Source organism: Pseudoxanthomonas sp. PXM02, assembly GCF_014851805.1.
Lineage (GTDB): Bacteria > Pseudomonadota > Gammaproteobacteria > Xanthomonadales > Xanthomonadaceae > Pseudoxanthomonas_A.
In genome coordinates, this window is the sequence record NZ_JACVAK010000005.1 from 75830 (window position 1) to 89948 (window position 14119).

13 protein-coding genes are annotated in these 14119 nt (G+C 68.3%); 10 read left to right on the top strand and 3 right to left on the bottom strand.

Annotation, left to right across the window (positions count from 1 at the left end; genetic code table 11):
• Positions 1–6 precede the first annotated feature (6 nt).
• The 7 genes from epmA (at position 7) to IB225_RS18700 (ending at position 8117) form a co-directional block, all read left to right on the top strand.
• Positions 7–978 carry an EF-P lysine aminoacylase EpmA gene (epmA, locus tag IB225_RS18670; RefSeq protein ID WP_192313933.1) on the top strand — a complete coding sequence of 324 codons (972 nt, stop codon included), beginning with the start codon at positions 7–9 and terminating at the stop codon, positions 976–978.
• Positions 979–1087: 109 nt separating this feature from the next.
• Positions 1088–1840: a DUF3011 domain-containing protein gene (locus tag IB225_RS18675; RefSeq protein ID WP_192313936.1), complete on the top strand. Its 753-nt coding sequence runs from the start codon at positions 1088–1090 to the stop codon at positions 1838–1840.
• A gap of 49 nt (positions 1841–1889) precedes the next feature.
• Positions 1890–2948: an S-methyl-5-thioribose-1-phosphate isomerase gene (gene mtnA, locus IB225_RS18680; protein ID WP_192313939.1), complete on the top strand. Its 1059-nt coding sequence runs from the start codon at positions 1890–1892 to the stop codon at positions 2946–2948.
• Between the two features lie 181 nt (positions 2949–3129).
• Complete coding sequence (locus tag IB225_RS18685) at positions 3130–4269, top strand: GGDEF domain-containing protein (RefSeq protein WP_192313942.1); 1140 nt, start codon at positions 3130–3132, stop codon at positions 4267–4269.
• 96 nt (positions 4270–4365) lie between these two features.
• Positions 4366–6168 (top strand): ATP-binding protein, encoded by a 1803-nt coding sequence (locus IB225_RS18690; RefSeq protein WP_192313946.1) that lies wholly within the window; start codon positions 4366–4368, stop codon positions 6166–6168.
• Entirely contained in the window at positions 6165–6605 is a 441-nt protein-coding gene (locus tag IB225_RS18695) for a response regulator (RefSeq protein WP_192313949.1), read from the top strand. The genes IB225_RS18690 and IB225_RS18695 overlap by 4 nt, the downstream gene beginning before the upstream one ends.
• A 3-nt stretch (positions 6606–6608) precedes the next feature.
• Positions 6609–8117 (top strand): ATP-binding protein, encoded by a 1509-nt coding sequence (locus tag IB225_RS18700; protein WP_192313952.1) that lies wholly within the window; start codon positions 6609–6611, stop codon positions 8115–8117.
• A 36-nt stretch (positions 8118–8153) separates the two neighbouring features.
• Here the strand turns inward: IB225_RS18700 and IB225_RS18705 are convergent, their stop codons facing one another.
• The 3 genes from IB225_RS18705 to IB225_RS18715 all read right to left on the bottom strand — a co-directional run bounded on the left by IB225_RS18705 (position 8154) and on the right by IB225_RS18715 (position 9667).
• Entirely contained in the window at positions 8154–8477 is a 324-nt protein-coding gene (locus IB225_RS18705) for a hypothetical protein (RefSeq protein WP_192313955.1), read from the bottom strand.
• 114 nt (positions 8478–8591) lie between these two features.
• Positions 8592–9044, bottom strand: coding sequence for a hypothetical protein (locus IB225_RS18710; protein ID WP_192313958.1), 453 nt, complete (start codon positions 9042–9044; stop codon positions 8592–8594).
• Between the two features lie 269 nt (positions 9045–9313).
• A complete protein-coding gene (locus tag IB225_RS18715) occupies positions 9314–9667 on the bottom strand; it encodes a hypothetical protein (RefSeq protein ID WP_192313960.1) in 354 nt (117 codons plus the stop codon).
• A gap of 177 nt (positions 9668–9844) precedes the next feature.
• Between IB225_RS18715 and IB225_RS18720 the strand changes: the two genes are divergently transcribed.
• The 3 genes from IB225_RS18720 (at position 9845) to IB225_RS18730 (ending at position 14035) form a co-directional block, all read left to right on the top strand.
• Positions 9845–12265 (top strand): DEAD/DEAH box helicase, encoded by a 2421-nt coding sequence (locus IB225_RS18720; protein WP_192313962.1) that lies wholly within the window; start codon positions 9845–9847, stop codon positions 12263–12265.
• The gene (locus IB225_RS18725) at positions 12262–13128 is read left to right on the top strand and encodes a ribonuclease H-like domain-containing protein (protein ID WP_192313965.1); all 867 of its coding nucleotides are present in this window, start codon (positions 12262–12264) and stop codon (positions 13126–13128) included. The genes IB225_RS18720 and IB225_RS18725 overlap by 4 nt, the downstream gene beginning before the upstream one ends.
• Before the next feature lie 85 nt (positions 13129–13213).
• Complete coding sequence (locus IB225_RS18730; RefSeq protein WP_192313968.1) at positions 13214–14035, top strand: hypothetical protein; 822 nt, start codon at positions 13214–13216, stop codon at positions 14033–14035.
• The last annotated feature ends 84 nt before the right edge of the window (positions 14036–14119 follow it).

Below are 14119 nucleotides of genomic sequence, written 5' to 3' on the forward strand. Positions count from 1 at the left end.
CGCGCGATGAAATGGCAACCGTCCGCATCGATGGAGGCCTTCCGTCAGCGCGCCCAACTCAACCGCCTCATCCGCGAGTTCTTCCACGCGCGCAACGTGCTGGAAGTCGAGACGCCGATGATGTCGCGGGCGGGCAATACCGATCCGAACATTGCGTCGTTCTCGCTCGAATTTTCCGGCCGCACCGATGGCGCACCGCGTACGCGCTGGCTGCGCACCTCGCCGGAGTTTCCGTTGAAGCGCCTGCTGGCGGCGGGTATCGGCGACTGCTACGAGCTGGGGCGCGTGTTCCGTGATGGCGAAGCCGGGGGGCGGCACAACCCGGAGTTCACCATGCTGGAGTGGTACCGCGTGGGCTGGACGCTCGAACCGCTGATCGACGAGACGGTGGCGCTGGTGCAGGCGGCGCTGGCGATGATCGGCCGGCAGGCGACGGCATCGCGGATCAGCTTCCGCGATCTGTATCGGCAGCGGCTCGGCTTCGATCCGATGACCGCCGAGCTGGACGTGGTGCGCCATGCCGCCGCCGGCATCGCCATCGATGGTGAAGGACTGACGCGCGACGACTGGCTGGACCTGCTGATGACGCATGTGCTTCAACCTGCGTTCGGGCGCGACGAGATCCTCGTCGTGCACGACTATCCCGCCACGCAATCGGCGCTGGCGCGCGTGGTGGAGCGCGATGGCGTGCCGGTCGCGGAGCGGTTCGAGCTGTACCTCGGTGCGCTGGAACTGGCCAACGGCTACCACGAGCTGACCGATGCGGTGGAGCAGCGCACGCGCTTCGAGCGTGATGTCGTCGTGCGGCAGGCACGCGGCGATGTCGCGCCGCCGATCGACGATGCCTTGCTGGACGCGCTGGCCCACGGCATGCCGGCGTGCGCGGGCGTGGCGCTGGGCGTGGACCGCCTGCTGATGGCGATGGGCGATACGGCGCGCATCGCCAATGTCGTCGCGTTCGACTTCGCGCGCGGCTGAAAGCCAGCCAAACATCGCGTCGACGCGATGAAGACTGCAAACGGTTTCGTGGGTTCACGTTCATGATGGCTGCGTAGATTGCAGGCCAACACCCACGAGGATGCACGCCATGGACCGCCACCTGATCGCTTCGTTGATGCTGGGAACCGCCACACTGCTCGGCACTGCCGCGGCCAAGGCCGCACCGCAGTACGACGATCGCTATTACGGCGGCGGCCAGACGGTCCGCTGCGAGTCCGCGAGCAACCGGTACCGCGAGTGTCCGATGGATACGCGCGGCGGTGTGCAGCTGACGCGCCAGCTGTCGAGCACGCGTTGCGAAGAGGGCCGCAACTGGGGCCTGGGTCGCAATGGCGTGTGGGTCGATCGCGGTTGCCGCGCCGAGTTCACCAGCGGGCGCGGCGGTGGCTGGGGCAATGGCGGGGGCTGGTCGGGCAACGGTCAGCGCATCCGCTGCGAATCGGACAAGGGCCGCACGCGCACCTGTGCGATTCCGCCGCGCGCCGACGTCAGGCTGGTGCGCCAGCTGTCGAGCTCGCGCTGCGTGGAAGGCCACACCTGGGGTCAGGACCGCAATAACCTGTGGGTGACGCAGGGCTGCCGGGCCGAGTTCGAGGTCTACGGGCGCGGCAACGGCTGGGGCAATGGCGGTGGCTGGGGCAACAACAACGGCAACTACGGCCAGACCTTCCGTTGCGAATCCGACAAGGGCCGCACGCGCAACTGCGGGTTCGACGGCCGTCGCGTACAGCTGGTGCGCCAGCTGTCGAGCAGCGCCTGCATCGAGGGCCGCACCTGGGGCCGCGACAACCGTGGCGTGTGGGTGACGGCGGGGTGCAGGGCGGAGTTCCGCAGCTGGTGAGTTCCATCGCCGGAACGGCCCTGTCACGGCGGGCCGTTACAATGGCGGCATGAACGACACCTTCGATTACGCCCGTTACGACCGCATCCGTCCCATCCGCTGGACCGGCACCGCGCTGGAACTGCTGGACCAGCGCAAGCTGCCGTTCGTGGTGGAGTACCTGAGCTGCACGACCAGCGATGAGGTGGCCGATGCCATCCATGTGCTGGCCGTGCGCGGCGCGCCGGCCATCGGCATTGCGGCGGCGTGGGGCGTGGTGCTGGCCTCGCGCGAGGTGATGGCGGCCACGCCCGCCGAGGCGCTGGAGAAGCTGGAGCCGGCCCTGCAGCGCCTCAACGACGCACGCCCCACCGCGGTCAACCTGGCCTGGGCACTGGCGCGCATGCGCGCAGCGCTGCGCACCGCCGGCAGCGACTGGCGCGGCGTGCTGGAACTGGAAGCGCTGGCGATCGCCGAGGAAGACCTGGCGGCCAACCGCCACATGGGCGAACTCGGTGCGGCGCTGATCGGCGAGGGCAGCGGCGTGCTGACCCACTGCAATACCGGCTCGCTGGCCACCGCCGGCTTCGGCACCGCGCTGGGCGTGATCCGCGCCGGCGTGGCGCAGGGGCGCATCGGCAAGGTGTATGCCGGCGAGACGCGTCCGTGGCAGCAGGGCGCGCGGCTCACCGCGTGGGAACTGCAGCAGGACGGCATCCCGGCCACCCTGATCGCCGACTCCGCCGCCTCGCACCTGATGAAGACCGGGGCGGTGCAGTGGGTCATCGTGGGGGCGGACCGCATCTGCGCCAACGGCGACACCGCCAACAAGATCGGCACCTACCAGCTGGCCATCGCCGCACGCCATCACGGGGCGAAGTTCATGGTGGTGGCACCGTCGTCCACGGTGGACATGGCCACGCCCAACGGCGATGCGATCCATATCGAAGAACGCGACCCGGCCGAACTGCTCGGCATCGGCGGCACCCGCATCGTCGCCGAGGGCGTGGCGGCGTGGAACCCGGTGTTCGACGTGACCCCGGCCTCGCTGATCGACGCCATCGTCACCGAAAAGGGCGTGATCGAGCAGCCGGACGAGGCGCGCATGCGGGCTGCCTTCGGCGGATGAGTCCGCTTAAGCGCATCCCAGGTGGGTCCAACATCGACGTAGCGCGTCAGGCGCGTGCCGCGGATGCCGCGCAGGTGGCATGGCGCGGCTGAAACGTCGCCGCTGCGCACCGGGTCCTGACGTGTCCGCGGACGTGGCACGCGGGTTGCATCGCGGGGTGCATCCCGTCCAGGAATCGCGCATGCGCGCCCAGACCGTCCACGCTCCGACCGTTGTGCCCGGGCTGCTCCACAGCCTGCGTGTCCTGCTGTCCCGCAAATCGACGCGCGGACTGGATGCGGCCGAGCGCGAGGATCTCGCCCGGGCCCAGCTGCGCGCCACGCGTCCGATCGTGAGTGGCGTGCTGCTGTGCGGGGCGGTGATGATGGGCATCATCGCGCTGTTCGAACTGGTGGAAGTGACGCCTTCGATCGGCTATCCGGTGTGGGCGCAGCTGCTGGCCGCCGTCGGCGTGGCGGCCTGCGCCGCCGGGATCGCGCGCCTGGAGCACTGGCAGCATCGCCTTATGCTGCTGCTGGGCGGCACGCTGATCGCCGGCATCTTCATGAGCATGCCGCTGCCGGGCGCGGCCGGGCAGCTGGCGCTGCGCACCGGCCTGTTCCAGTTGCTGCCGCTGGCACTGATGGCGCTGATGGTGCGCCCGGTGTCGTTGCTGGCGCTGGCCATGCTGATCGTGGTGATGGCGCAGCTGCGCATCGCGCTGTACGGCGCACCGGGGACCGGCACCGCGCTGTACTGGCTGTACACGCTGACCACGATCGGCTTCGGCCTGGTGCTGGCGGGATACCGTACGGACTTCGCCGTGTCCGCGTGGCGCATGCGGCGCCGGCTGGTGCAGCAGGCGCACACGGATGAACTGACCGGATTGCTGAACCGCAACGGCTGGGGCGATCACGCGATCGCGGCCCATGCGCAGGCGGCGGCCGCAGGCAGGCCGATCGCGGTGGTCGTGCTGGACATCGATTTCTTCAAGCGCATCAACGACGACTACGGCCACGACGGCGGTGACGCGGTGTTGCAGCGCCTGGGCGGCATCATGCGCGCACGCGTCGGCACGACCGGCTGCGCGGCGCGTATCGGGGGCGAAGAGTTCGCGGTGTTGCTGGAGGGCAACGATGCGCTCGAGGCGCAGGCGTTCGCCGAGCGGTTGCGCCGGGAGTTCGGCAAGACGCAGGGCGATGTCACCACGACCCTGTCTGCCGGCGTCGCGCATCACCAGCCGGGCGAGACCCTGCGCGACCAGATGCGCCGCGCCGACATGGCGCTGTACGAAGCCAAGCGCGAGGGACGCGATCGCGTTCATGTTGCCGGCGTTTCCTGAACGCTTTTAATTCGTTTCCAAATGTGACATCCCTGCGCTAGCATCCCCGTGATGTCGGCAGGGCACCCCTGCGGCGCACGCACATGCCAGGGGAACATGAACGACGACAGCGCCCGATTCACCTGGGGCAGATGGCGACTGCCCCTGCTGGGGCTGGCAATCCTGTTGATCGTGGTCGGTCCCGTCGTGCTGCTGCAGCGCCTGTCGCGCGCGAACCTGGATGCCGCCGACGCCGTCGCGCATACCCATGAAGTCGAAGCCGCCGTGATGGCGCTGGCGCTGGACGTCCGCGAGATCGAGTCGTCCGGCATGATGATCGCGCTGGGCGCCGATCATCCGCTGGCCCGGCAGCGCCTGGTCACCGGGCGTGCCGAACTCCCGGGACGTTTCGAAACGCTGACCCGGCTGACCGCCGACAATCCCGAGCAACTGGTCCGCGTGGGTCGCCTGCGCGAGCTGGTGGACGCGCGCACCGAGGTCGTCGAGCAACTGCTGGAAGCACCCGATGCGTATCGTGGATCCGTGGTGGCGCCGTTGGCGACGCGCTTCCCGATTCGCGCCCTACTGAACGACATCCTGAACGACGAGCGCGCCTTGCTGGAACGGCGCAACCAGGATGCGAAGACACAGCGGCAGCGCGCGGAATGGCTGGCGCTGGTGGCCATGGGCGCGCAGCTGCTGCTGCTGTCGCTGGTGCTGCTGTCGCTGATCCGCCAGGAGGCGCGCCGGCTAAGTGCAGAGAAGGACACCGTGCGGGCGAGCCAGCGCGCGCTGGTGGTGCTGGACACCGTGCGCGAGCCCATCGTGCTGCTGGACAGCGAACAGCACATCCAGATGCACAACGCCGCCTTCGCCGAACTCTACGGCGTCGAGAAGGGCAAGACCGCCGTCAGCCTCGATGCGCTGGGCACCGCCTGGCAGGACAAGGTGATGCGCCAGCGCCTGGACGACGTGCTGGCGCGCGGCCGCGAGCTGTGGGACTACGAACTGCAGCAGGACACCGCCGACGGCCTGCGCCGCACGGTGCTGCTCAATGCGCGCCGCATGCCGCTGCCGGACAAGGACGACAACGCCGTGCTGGTGACGGTCAGCGACATCTCGCTGCAGAAGACCGCACAGCAGGAAATCGCCGCGCTGAACCGCCAGCTGGAAGGCAAGGTGGAGCAGGTGTCGGAAGTGAACCGCGAGCTGGAGGCCTTCAGCTACTCGGTGTCGCACGACCTGCGCGCGCCCCTGCGCCATGTGGCCGGTTTCTCCGACAAGCTCGGCCGCCACCTGGGCGAGGGCATGGATGACAAGAGCCGGCACTACATCAACGTGATCGGCGACTCCGCGCGCCGCATGTCGCAGCTGATCGACGACCTGCTGGTCTATTCGCGCCTGGGCCGCAGCGCGCTGCGCCTGCAGGCGGTGGACATGCAGTCGCTGGTGGCCGAGGCACGCGCGATGCTGGATGCGAACGAATCCAGCGACGGCCGCGCCGATCGCGTGGAGTGGCGCATCTCGCCGATGCCCATCGTGCTGGCCGACGAGAACATGATGCGCCAGGTCTGGAGCAACCTGCTGGGCAACGCGCTGAAGTACAGCAGCCAGCGCGAGCGCTCGGTCATCCAGGTCGAACATCGCCTGCAGGACGACGGCAGCCATCTGTTCAGCGTGCGCGACAACGGCGCCGGCTTCGACATGGCGTACGCGGGCAAGCTGTTCGGCGTATTCCAGCGCCTGCACAAGGCCAGCGATTTCGCCGGCACCGGCATCGGCCTGGCCAGCGTGCGGCGCGTGCTGGGCCGGCATGGCGGCCGCATCTGGGCCGAGGCCGTGCCCGACCAGGGCGCGACCTTCTTCTTCACCCTTCCCGCGGCGCTCGACGCTCCGCTTTCCACAGAGAGAGACGCATGAGCGACATCCGCACCATCCTGCTGGCCGAAGACAGCCTGGCAGACGCCGAAATGGCGATCGACGCGCTGCGCGAAGCCAACCTGGCCAACCCGATCGTGCACGTCGAGGACGGCGTCGAGGCGCTGGATTACCTGCTGCGCCGCGGTGCGCACGCCGACCGCGCCGAAGGCATGCCGTCGGTGCTGCTGCTGGACATCAAGATGCCGCGCATGGACGGGCTTGAAGTGCTGAAGCAGATCCGCGGCGACGAGAAGCTCAAGCACCTGCCGGTGGTGATCCTGTCGTCCTCGCGCGAGGAAAGCGACCTGGCGCGCAGCTGGGATCTGGGCGTGAACGCCTACGTGGTCAAGCCCGTCGACATCGACCAGTTCTTCCAGGCGGTCAAGACGCTGGGCACGTTCTGGGCGGTGATCAACGAAACCCCGGCCGGGGGTTGATCCGTGCCGAAGACCGGTGTGCCGCTGGGACACATCCGCATCCTGCTGGTCGAGGATTCGGCACTCGATGCCGAGTTGCTGATCGAACAGTTGCAGGACGCGGGTCTCGATGCCGAGTTCGTCCGGGTGGACGGCGCGGACGACCTGCGGGCGGCGCTGGCCGGCGAGCCGTTCGACCTGGTGCTGTCGGACATGGACCTGCCGGGATTCTCCGGCTACCAGGCACTGGAAATCCTGCGCAGCCACGATGCGCGACTGCCGTTCGTGTTCTTTTCCGGCACGATCGGTGAGGAGACCGCGGTCAAGGCGTTGCAGGAAGGCGCCAGCGACTATGTGCTGAAGCACTCGCCCGCGCGCCTGCCGTCGGCGGTGGCGCGCGCGATCCGCGAGGCACGGACCGAACGCGAACGCGAACATGCCGAGCGCGAGCTGATGCGCTCGCAGCGGCTGGACTGCCTGGCGATGCTGGCGGCGGGCCTGAGCCACGACCTGCGCAACATCCTGCAGCCGCTGCTGATCGTGCCCGACCTGCTGTCGACCTACAGCGACGACCCCAAGGTCCTGCGGCTGGGGGCAGTGATCTCGGAAAGCGGCAAGCGCGGCCACGAGATGGCCGACTCGATGCTGTCGTTCGTGCGCGGCTCGCGCAAGGCCAGCGAGACCATCAGCGTGGCGGCGCTATTCAGCGCCGTACAACTGCTGTTGCAGGGTAGCCTGTCGCGCAGTGTCCGCCTGACGGTGGAGCAGCCGGCCGACGACCTGCTGATCGAAGGCAACTACACCGAGTTCCAGCAGTGCCTGATCAACCTCTGCCTCAACGCGATCCAGGCCATGGCCGAGCGCGGGGGCGAACTGACGCTGTCGGCGACGCCGGCCGTCGCCGACGATGGCGCTGAATACGTCGTGCTGCGGGTGGCGGACGAAGGTGCCGGCATGGACGACGCCACGCGGCAGCAGCTGTTCACGCCGTTCTTCACCACCAAGGCCAGCGGCACCGGCCTGGGCCTGATGTCGTGCAAGCGCATCGTCGAATCGGTGAAGGGACGGATCGAGGTGCACAGCGTGCAGGGGCAGGGCACCACGTTCGAGCTGTACCTGCCGGCACCGGTCGTCGATGAGTGGGCGGGCAGCGAGGACGCCGCGTTCCTGGATGGCGAAGGACGCCGCGTGCTGCTGGTCGACGGCGACGCGACGCGCCTGTCGCTGCTCGGCAATGCGCTGGCGGCGCAGGGCTACGACCCGATCATGTCGCCCGACGGCGCCAATGCGCTGCAGCAGATCGCCCGCCAGGGACTGCCTGCGCTGGCGATCATCGACGACGACATCCTGCTGCTGTCGGCGGCGGATGTGCTGGCGGTCCTACAGGAAGCGGGCTTCGATGGCCCGGTGATCCGCCTGCGCGAACCGAGCAGGCAGGCCGATGCGCACGATTACGCCGCGACGGTGGTCAAGCCGGTGCAGGTGCAGTCGCTGTTCGGTGCGATCGAACACGCGATGGGGATGCGCGCCTGACGATCCCGTCGGGAGGCAGGCGCGCGGGAGGCTCGCTCAGACGTGGCCGACCGCCGGCTTCAGGCGCTGCCACACGGCCCGCATGATCGGCTGCGCGCGGTACCAGCCGATCGGCGTGTCCGGGCAGTGTCGCTGCAGGCGGTCGCGCAGCGACGGCGCGATCTCCTCGAACTCCTGCCGGTGATGCAGCAGGTAGGCGTCGTAGCCAATCTTCAGGCACTGCTCCAGGTCGTTCACCGTGGCACCGACGACCTGGAACGTGTCCTCGTTGAGGCGCGTCTTCCAGTACGCCAGCTCGGCGTCGATGTCGACGATCTGCGCCGTGGCGGCGTGGGCGTTGCGCTGATGCAGACTGGCCATGGTGTTCCCCCGTGTCGTGTGTGGTGACGGGGTGAGTTTTTGTTCGGCGCAGTGATGCTTAAGTGAAATAAAGGGCGTTTTAACCTGCATTTAACCGCGCAGGGGCTTTTCCGTTCACCTTTGCCGTGACGGCGTGAAGCGATTGCCCGCACGACGTTGCATCGCTTCGGCCAGTACGAGGCGTTCGTCCATCACCGTGGCCACCAGCGAAGGCGCGAACAGCGGCGGATCTTCTTCCAGCGGCGCATTGAGGCGCTCCCACACGCGCGCGATCACGGCCGAGGCCAGCGTCCAGTCCAGGCGCGCGTTGCGCACGACGGCGGCTTCGTAGCGGGCCGGCAGCGTGGGCAGCAACGATTGCAACGGACGTCGTCGCGAGAGCAGGTAGATGTCGTAGGCGAACTTCAGCGTGGGCACGTAGTGGCGGAAGGCGGTGCCGGGGCGATGGAAGGCCTGGCGTGCGTACGTCTTCTCCCAGAAGCGCAGTTCGGTGTGGATGTCGACCACGGCGCATGGCATCGCCTCGTCGTCCCAGGCGTGGGCGAGCGGATCGGGCTGGCAGGACATGGGTTCCCCTCCCTGGCGCAAGGCCTGGCGGAGCATGGAACCGCCGGATGAAGCACGGTTTGCGGACACATGACAGGCATGTGCCGTCCGCGCCGCGGCAGTCGGCGGACTGCGCGGTGCCCCCTGTGGCGACGTGCCACTCCGTCCTCCCCGAAGAAGGCGTGTGGTTCCCGGCCTTGCCGGCGCTTGTCGTTGCCCCTGCCTCTTCAGACACGCATGGATACGCGACGGACGGCCTACCGTTCGTCAGTCGCGTATCGCTTCGTCGATCAGTGCATGCGGGCCTGGATGGCGCCGTTTTCATCCAGCCAGCGCCATGCTTCACGCAGCAGCGTGCGCGCCACGGGCCATTCCGGCCCCGCATCGCCGCGCAGCCGCTCCCAGTGGTCTTCCAGCTCGAGCTCGGTATCGAGGTCCAACTGGCCCGCGTGGTCCGCATGCGAAGCCGCCGCGAACGCATACGCGCGGCAGGCGTCCTCCCACGCGACATCCGGATGCAGGCGGCGCCTGCGACCGTAGTCATGCACCGTGAACGCGGCGAAGGCGTCGCTGGTCACGGCCGGCGCGCGGGGCGGCACCTGCCGGAGCGTGTCGAGTTGGTCGCGATAGAGCTGTCGGTCCATGCGGGAGCCTCCGTGGGGATAGTGCTGTGGTATCGCGGCGGTCGTTATCGATGGGTGAGAAATCCCTTCGATCCGTGATCACAAAGCTGAGATGCGGTCCGACGATCAGCCGGCGGTCAGTCTCATCTGCTGAGACGCGGGCCGCGTCAGATGGCGGCCTGCCGCCGAGAGACCGCCATGCCCGCCCAGACCGCCCTGATCCGTCGCCATGCCGACGAGGCTTCCCTGCTGCCCGCGACCAGCGCCGATGGCCGCGCGCTGGCCGAGCGGCTGTCCGGCAAGTACCACGACCGCGTGACCGGGCAGTTCGTCATCCCCGCACGCGAAGGACGCTATGAGGCGTTGCCGGACGACCTGCCGAAGGCGCTTGCCGATGCGTTGCGCCAGCGCGGCATCGAGCGGCTGTATTCGCACCAGGCCGAGGCGTGGCGGCAGGCGCAGGCCGGCGATCATCTCGCCATCGTCACCCCGACGGCCTCGGGGAAATCGCTGTGCTACACGCTGCCCGTGGTCGCCTCGGCGCTGTCGCGGCGGGGCAAGGCGTTGTACCTGTTCCCGACCAAAGCACTGGCGCAGGACCAGGTGGCGGAACTGCTGGACCTGAGCCGCGCAGGCGATCTGGGATTGAAAGCCTTCACCTTCGACGGCGACACGCCCGGCGATGCGCGCCAGGCGATTCGCCTGCATGGCGACATCGTGGTCAGCAACCCGGACATGCTGCACCAGGCCATCCTGCCTCACCACACCAAGTGGGCGCAGTTCTTCGAGAACCTGCGCTACGTGGTGATCGACGAAGTGCATACCTACCGTGGCGTGTTCGGCAGCCACGTGGCCAACGTGCTGCGGCGGTTGAAGCGGGTCTGCGCGTTCTATGGCGCCACGCCGCAGTTCATCGTCTGCTCGGCCACCATCGGCAATCCGCAGGCGCATGCGGAGGCATTGCTGGAACTGCCGGTGCACGCAATCACCGAATCCGGCGCGCCAAGCGGCGAGAAGCACGTGCTGCTGTGGAACCCGCCGGTGGTCAATCCCGACCTGGGCCTGCGCGCGTCGGCACGCTCGCAGAGCAACCGCATTGCGCGGCTGGCGATCAAGGCGGGCCTGAAGACGCTGGTGTTCGCGCAGTCGCGCACGATGGTCGAAGTGCTGACCAAGTACCTGAAGGACGTGTTCGACCACGATCCGCGCAAGCCGGCGCGCATCCGTGCCTACCGCGGCGGCTACCTGCCGACCGAACGGCGCGAAGCCGAGCGCGCGATGCGCGATGGCCGCGTGGACGGGATCATCTCCACCTCCGCGCTGGAGCTGGGCGTGGATATCGGCAGCCTGGATGCGGTGGTGTTGAACGGCTATCCGGGGTCCATCGCGGCGACGTGGCAGCGTTTCGGTCGGGCGGGGCGACGGCAGCAGGCGTCGCTGGGCATCCTGGTCGCCAGTTCGCAACCGCTGGACCAGTACGTGGTGCGGCATCCGGAATTCTTCGCCGACAGCCCGCCGGAACACGCACGCATCGCGCCGGACCAGCCGATGATCCTGCTCGACCACGTGCGTTGCGCGGCGTTCGAACTACCGTTCCTGGCCGGTGAACCGTTCGGTCCCATCGATCCGTCGCCGTTCCTGCAACTTCTGGACGAGGACAGCGTGGTCCACCGCGAAGGCGATCGTTACGAATGGATCGCCGACAGTTATCCGGCCAACGCGGTCAGCCTGCGTTCGGTGGCGGACGGCAACTTCGTCGTCGTCGATCGCACCGACGGGCGCCAGGTGATCATCGCCGAGGTCGACTTCAGTGCCGCGCCGTTGACGCTGTACGAAGGCGCGATTCACATGGTGCAGTCCACGCCGTACCAGGTGGAGCGGCTGGATTGGGAAGGACGCAAGGCCTACGTCACCCGCACGCACGTGGACTACTACACCGATGCGATCGACTACACCAAGCTGAAGGTGCTGGAGCGTTTCGATGGCAGCATCGCGGGGCAGGGCACCTGCCACCACGGCGAAGTGCACGTGGTGCGGCGCGTGGCCGGTTACAAGAAGATCCGTTACTACACGCACGAGAACATCGGCTACGGGCCGGTGAACCTGCCGGATCAGGAGATGCACACCACCAGCCTGTGGTGGCAGCTGCCGCCTGCACTGCTGGAATCCGAATTCGAGTCGCGCCAGGAGGCGCTGGACGGCTTCCTCGGCGCCGCCTATGCGTTGCATGTCGCCGCCACTGTCGCCGTGATGGCCGAAGGTCGCGACCTGCAGAAGGCCGTGGGGGATGGCGATGGCGCGTGGTTCGCGTTGCCGGATACGCAGGGGCGCGGCCAGCTGCGCGGCAGCGAGAGCCAGGTGCTGTCGCCGGTCTCGGGCGAACGTTTCGTGCCGACCGCGTATCTGTACGACAACTATCCCGGTGGCATCGGCCTGAGCGAACCGTTGTGGCGACGCCAGCGCGAACTGGTGCAGCGTGCGGTGCAGTTGGTCTCTTCGTGCGACTGCCGGGGCGGTTGTCCCGCCTGCGTCGGCCCGGTGCTTGCGAACGACGAGGACGCCGAGACCACGCCACGCGCGCTGGCGGCGCGCGTGCTGCAGTTGCTGGACGCCGCATGAGCGTCAGCGTCGAGAAACTGCAGCGGCTGCGGAAGCAGGCGGGGCACGATGCCGTCGTGACGTCGTCGTCGCCTTTGCCGCCCGCGCATGATCCGTTGCCCGCGCTGCGTCGCATGCTGGGCATCCGCGAAAAGGCACGTCCCGCCGTGACGGTGCGCGCCCACGATCGCGTGCTGCCGGGCGATGAGATCGCGCCGGGGTTGCTGCTGCTCGAACAGGTCCTTCCGTTCGATCGCGTGCCGTCGGAGGTCGACGGCACGTTTGCTCGCATGCATGCGTTCCGCACGGACAACCTGCTGTTCTTCGATACCGAGACCACCGGTCTGTCCGGCGGCACCGGCACGCGCGCCTTCATGGTGGGCGCGTCGGATTTCGTCCCCGACGGACTGCGCGTGCGCCAGTTGCTGATCACGCACCTGTCGGCCGAGCCGGCGATGCTGCGCGCCTTCGCCGGCTGGCTGTCGGAAGACACGCGACTGGTCAGCTACAACGGCCGCTGCTACGACGCGCCGCTGCTGGCCGCGCGCTACCGCTTGGCACGACAGGGCACGCCGTTGGCCGGCATCGAACATCTCGACCTGCTGTTCCCCACGCGCCGGCGCTACCGCGGCGTGTGGGAGAACTGCCGGCTGGCGACGATCGAGCGCCGCGCGCTCGGCATCGTGCGCGAGGACGACCTGCCGGGTTCGGAAGCGCCCGGCGCATGGCTGCAGTACCTGCGGGGCGGTGATGCCGGGCTGCTGCGGCGCGTGCTGGAGCACAATTTCCAGGACGTGGTGACGCTGGCGCACCTGCTGCTGCATCTGTCGGCGCCCGACGCGGCGTCACCGGATGGAAGCGTATTTACCTGCACTCCGCCTTGACCCCGCGCAGGGGCGGGCGGATGCTGGCCGCGCTGGAACCCCACGAAGACGCACTGCCTGTCCGCCCTGCCACAGGAGCCGTCCCATGCATCGTCCCGTCGTCTTCTGCCTGCTGCTCGCAGGCACGTCGTTCACTGCCGCTGCGCAGGACACCTTGCCGCCCGTCGACCGCTTCTACATCGGCGCAGGGCGCTACTGGGCCGACCACGACCTCGACACGCGCTGGGATGCCAGCGACGGTTCGATGGGCACGCACGTCAACGTCCAACGCGACCTCGGCTTCGCCGACCGCCAGGATGCGCTGGTCTGGAACATCGGCGGCAGCCTGGGCGAGGAACGGCGGCACAAGTTCGACGCCTTCGGCTACGACTACGACGATGACACCACGCGCCTGCTGGACCGCACGCTGCAGATCGGCGACAACGCCTACCCGGTGGATGCGGATCTGGACGGGCGCCTGGACCTGAAGATCACCGGCGTGTCCTACACCTGGTTCTTCCATCACGACGGCCAGCGCGCCTTCGGCGTGGGCCTGGGCGCGATGCGCTACGACGTGGACGTCGACCTGGATGCCCCCGCGACGGTGGCCGGCGCGCCGGTCGCCTACGCCAACACCCTGTCCGAGGACGAGTGGGCGCCGATGCTGCGCGTGGAATACGTGCATGCGCTGTCGGCGCACTGGCGCTGGGGCGCGTCGCTGGCCTACACCAGGAAGACCGGCGGCAATGTCACCGGTGACGCACGCGATGTACAGGTGGAACTGGAGTACTTCCCCTGGCAGCACGTCGGCTTCTCGCTGCGCTACAACTACAACGACGTCGACCTGGATTTCGAGCGCACGCGCTTCGACGGCAACCTGAACCTCAACAACCGCGGACCGCAACTGCTGGCGTTGCTGCGCTTCTGAAACACCATATGTCGGGGTTCCACCGACAGCGGAGTGTGAAGCGTTGCGCATTCCCCGCATCGCGTCTCAAGAATGCACCGGCGC

Excerpts from the sequence above, each read along its gene's own strand:
- IB225_RS18690 (WP_192313946.1), top strand. The coding sequence starts at position 4,366 with ATGAACGACGACAGCGCCCGATTCACCTGGGGCAGATGGCGACTGCCC.
- IB225_RS18695 (WP_192313949.1), top strand. The coding sequence starts at position 6,165 with ATGAGCGACATCCGCACCATCCTGCTGGCCGAAGACAGCCTGGCAGAC.
- IB225_RS18715 (WP_192313960.1), bottom strand. The coding sequence starts at position 9,667 with ATGGACCGACAGCTCTATCGCGACCAACTCGACACGCTCCGGCAGGTG.
- IB225_RS18730 (WP_192313968.1), top strand. The coding sequence starts at position 13,214 with ATGCATCGTCCCGTCGTCTTCTGCCTGCTGCTCGCAGGCACGTCGTTC.
- IB225_RS18685 (WP_192313942.1), top strand. The coding sequence starts at position 3,130 with ATGCGCGCCCAGACCGTCCACGCTCCGACCGTTGTGCCCGGGCTGCTC.
- epmA (WP_192313933.1), top strand. The coding sequence starts at position 7 with ATGAAATGGCAACCGTCCGCATCGATGGAGGCCTTCCGTCAGCGCGCC.
- IB225_RS18725 (WP_192313965.1), top strand. The coding sequence starts at position 12,262 with ATGAGCGTCAGCGTCGAGAAACTGCAGCGGCTGCGGAAGCAGGCGGGG.
- IB225_RS18705 (WP_192313955.1), bottom strand. The coding sequence starts at position 8,477 with ATGGCCAGTCTGCATCAGCGCAACGCCCACGCCGCCACGGCGCAGATC.
- IB225_RS18710 (WP_192313958.1), bottom strand. The coding sequence starts at position 9,044 with ATGTCCTGCCAGCCCGATCCGCTCGCCCACGCCTGGGACGACGAGGCG.
- mtnA (WP_192313939.1), top strand. The coding sequence starts at position 1,890 with ATGAACGACACCTTCGATTACGCCCGTTACGACCGCATCCGTCCCATC.
- IB225_RS18720 (WP_192313962.1), top strand. The coding sequence starts at position 9,845 with ATGCCCGCCCAGACCGCCCTGATCCGTCGCCATGCCGACGAGGCTTCC.
- IB225_RS18675 (WP_192313936.1), top strand. The coding sequence starts at position 1,088 with ATGGACCGCCACCTGATCGCTTCGTTGATGCTGGGAACCGCCACACTG.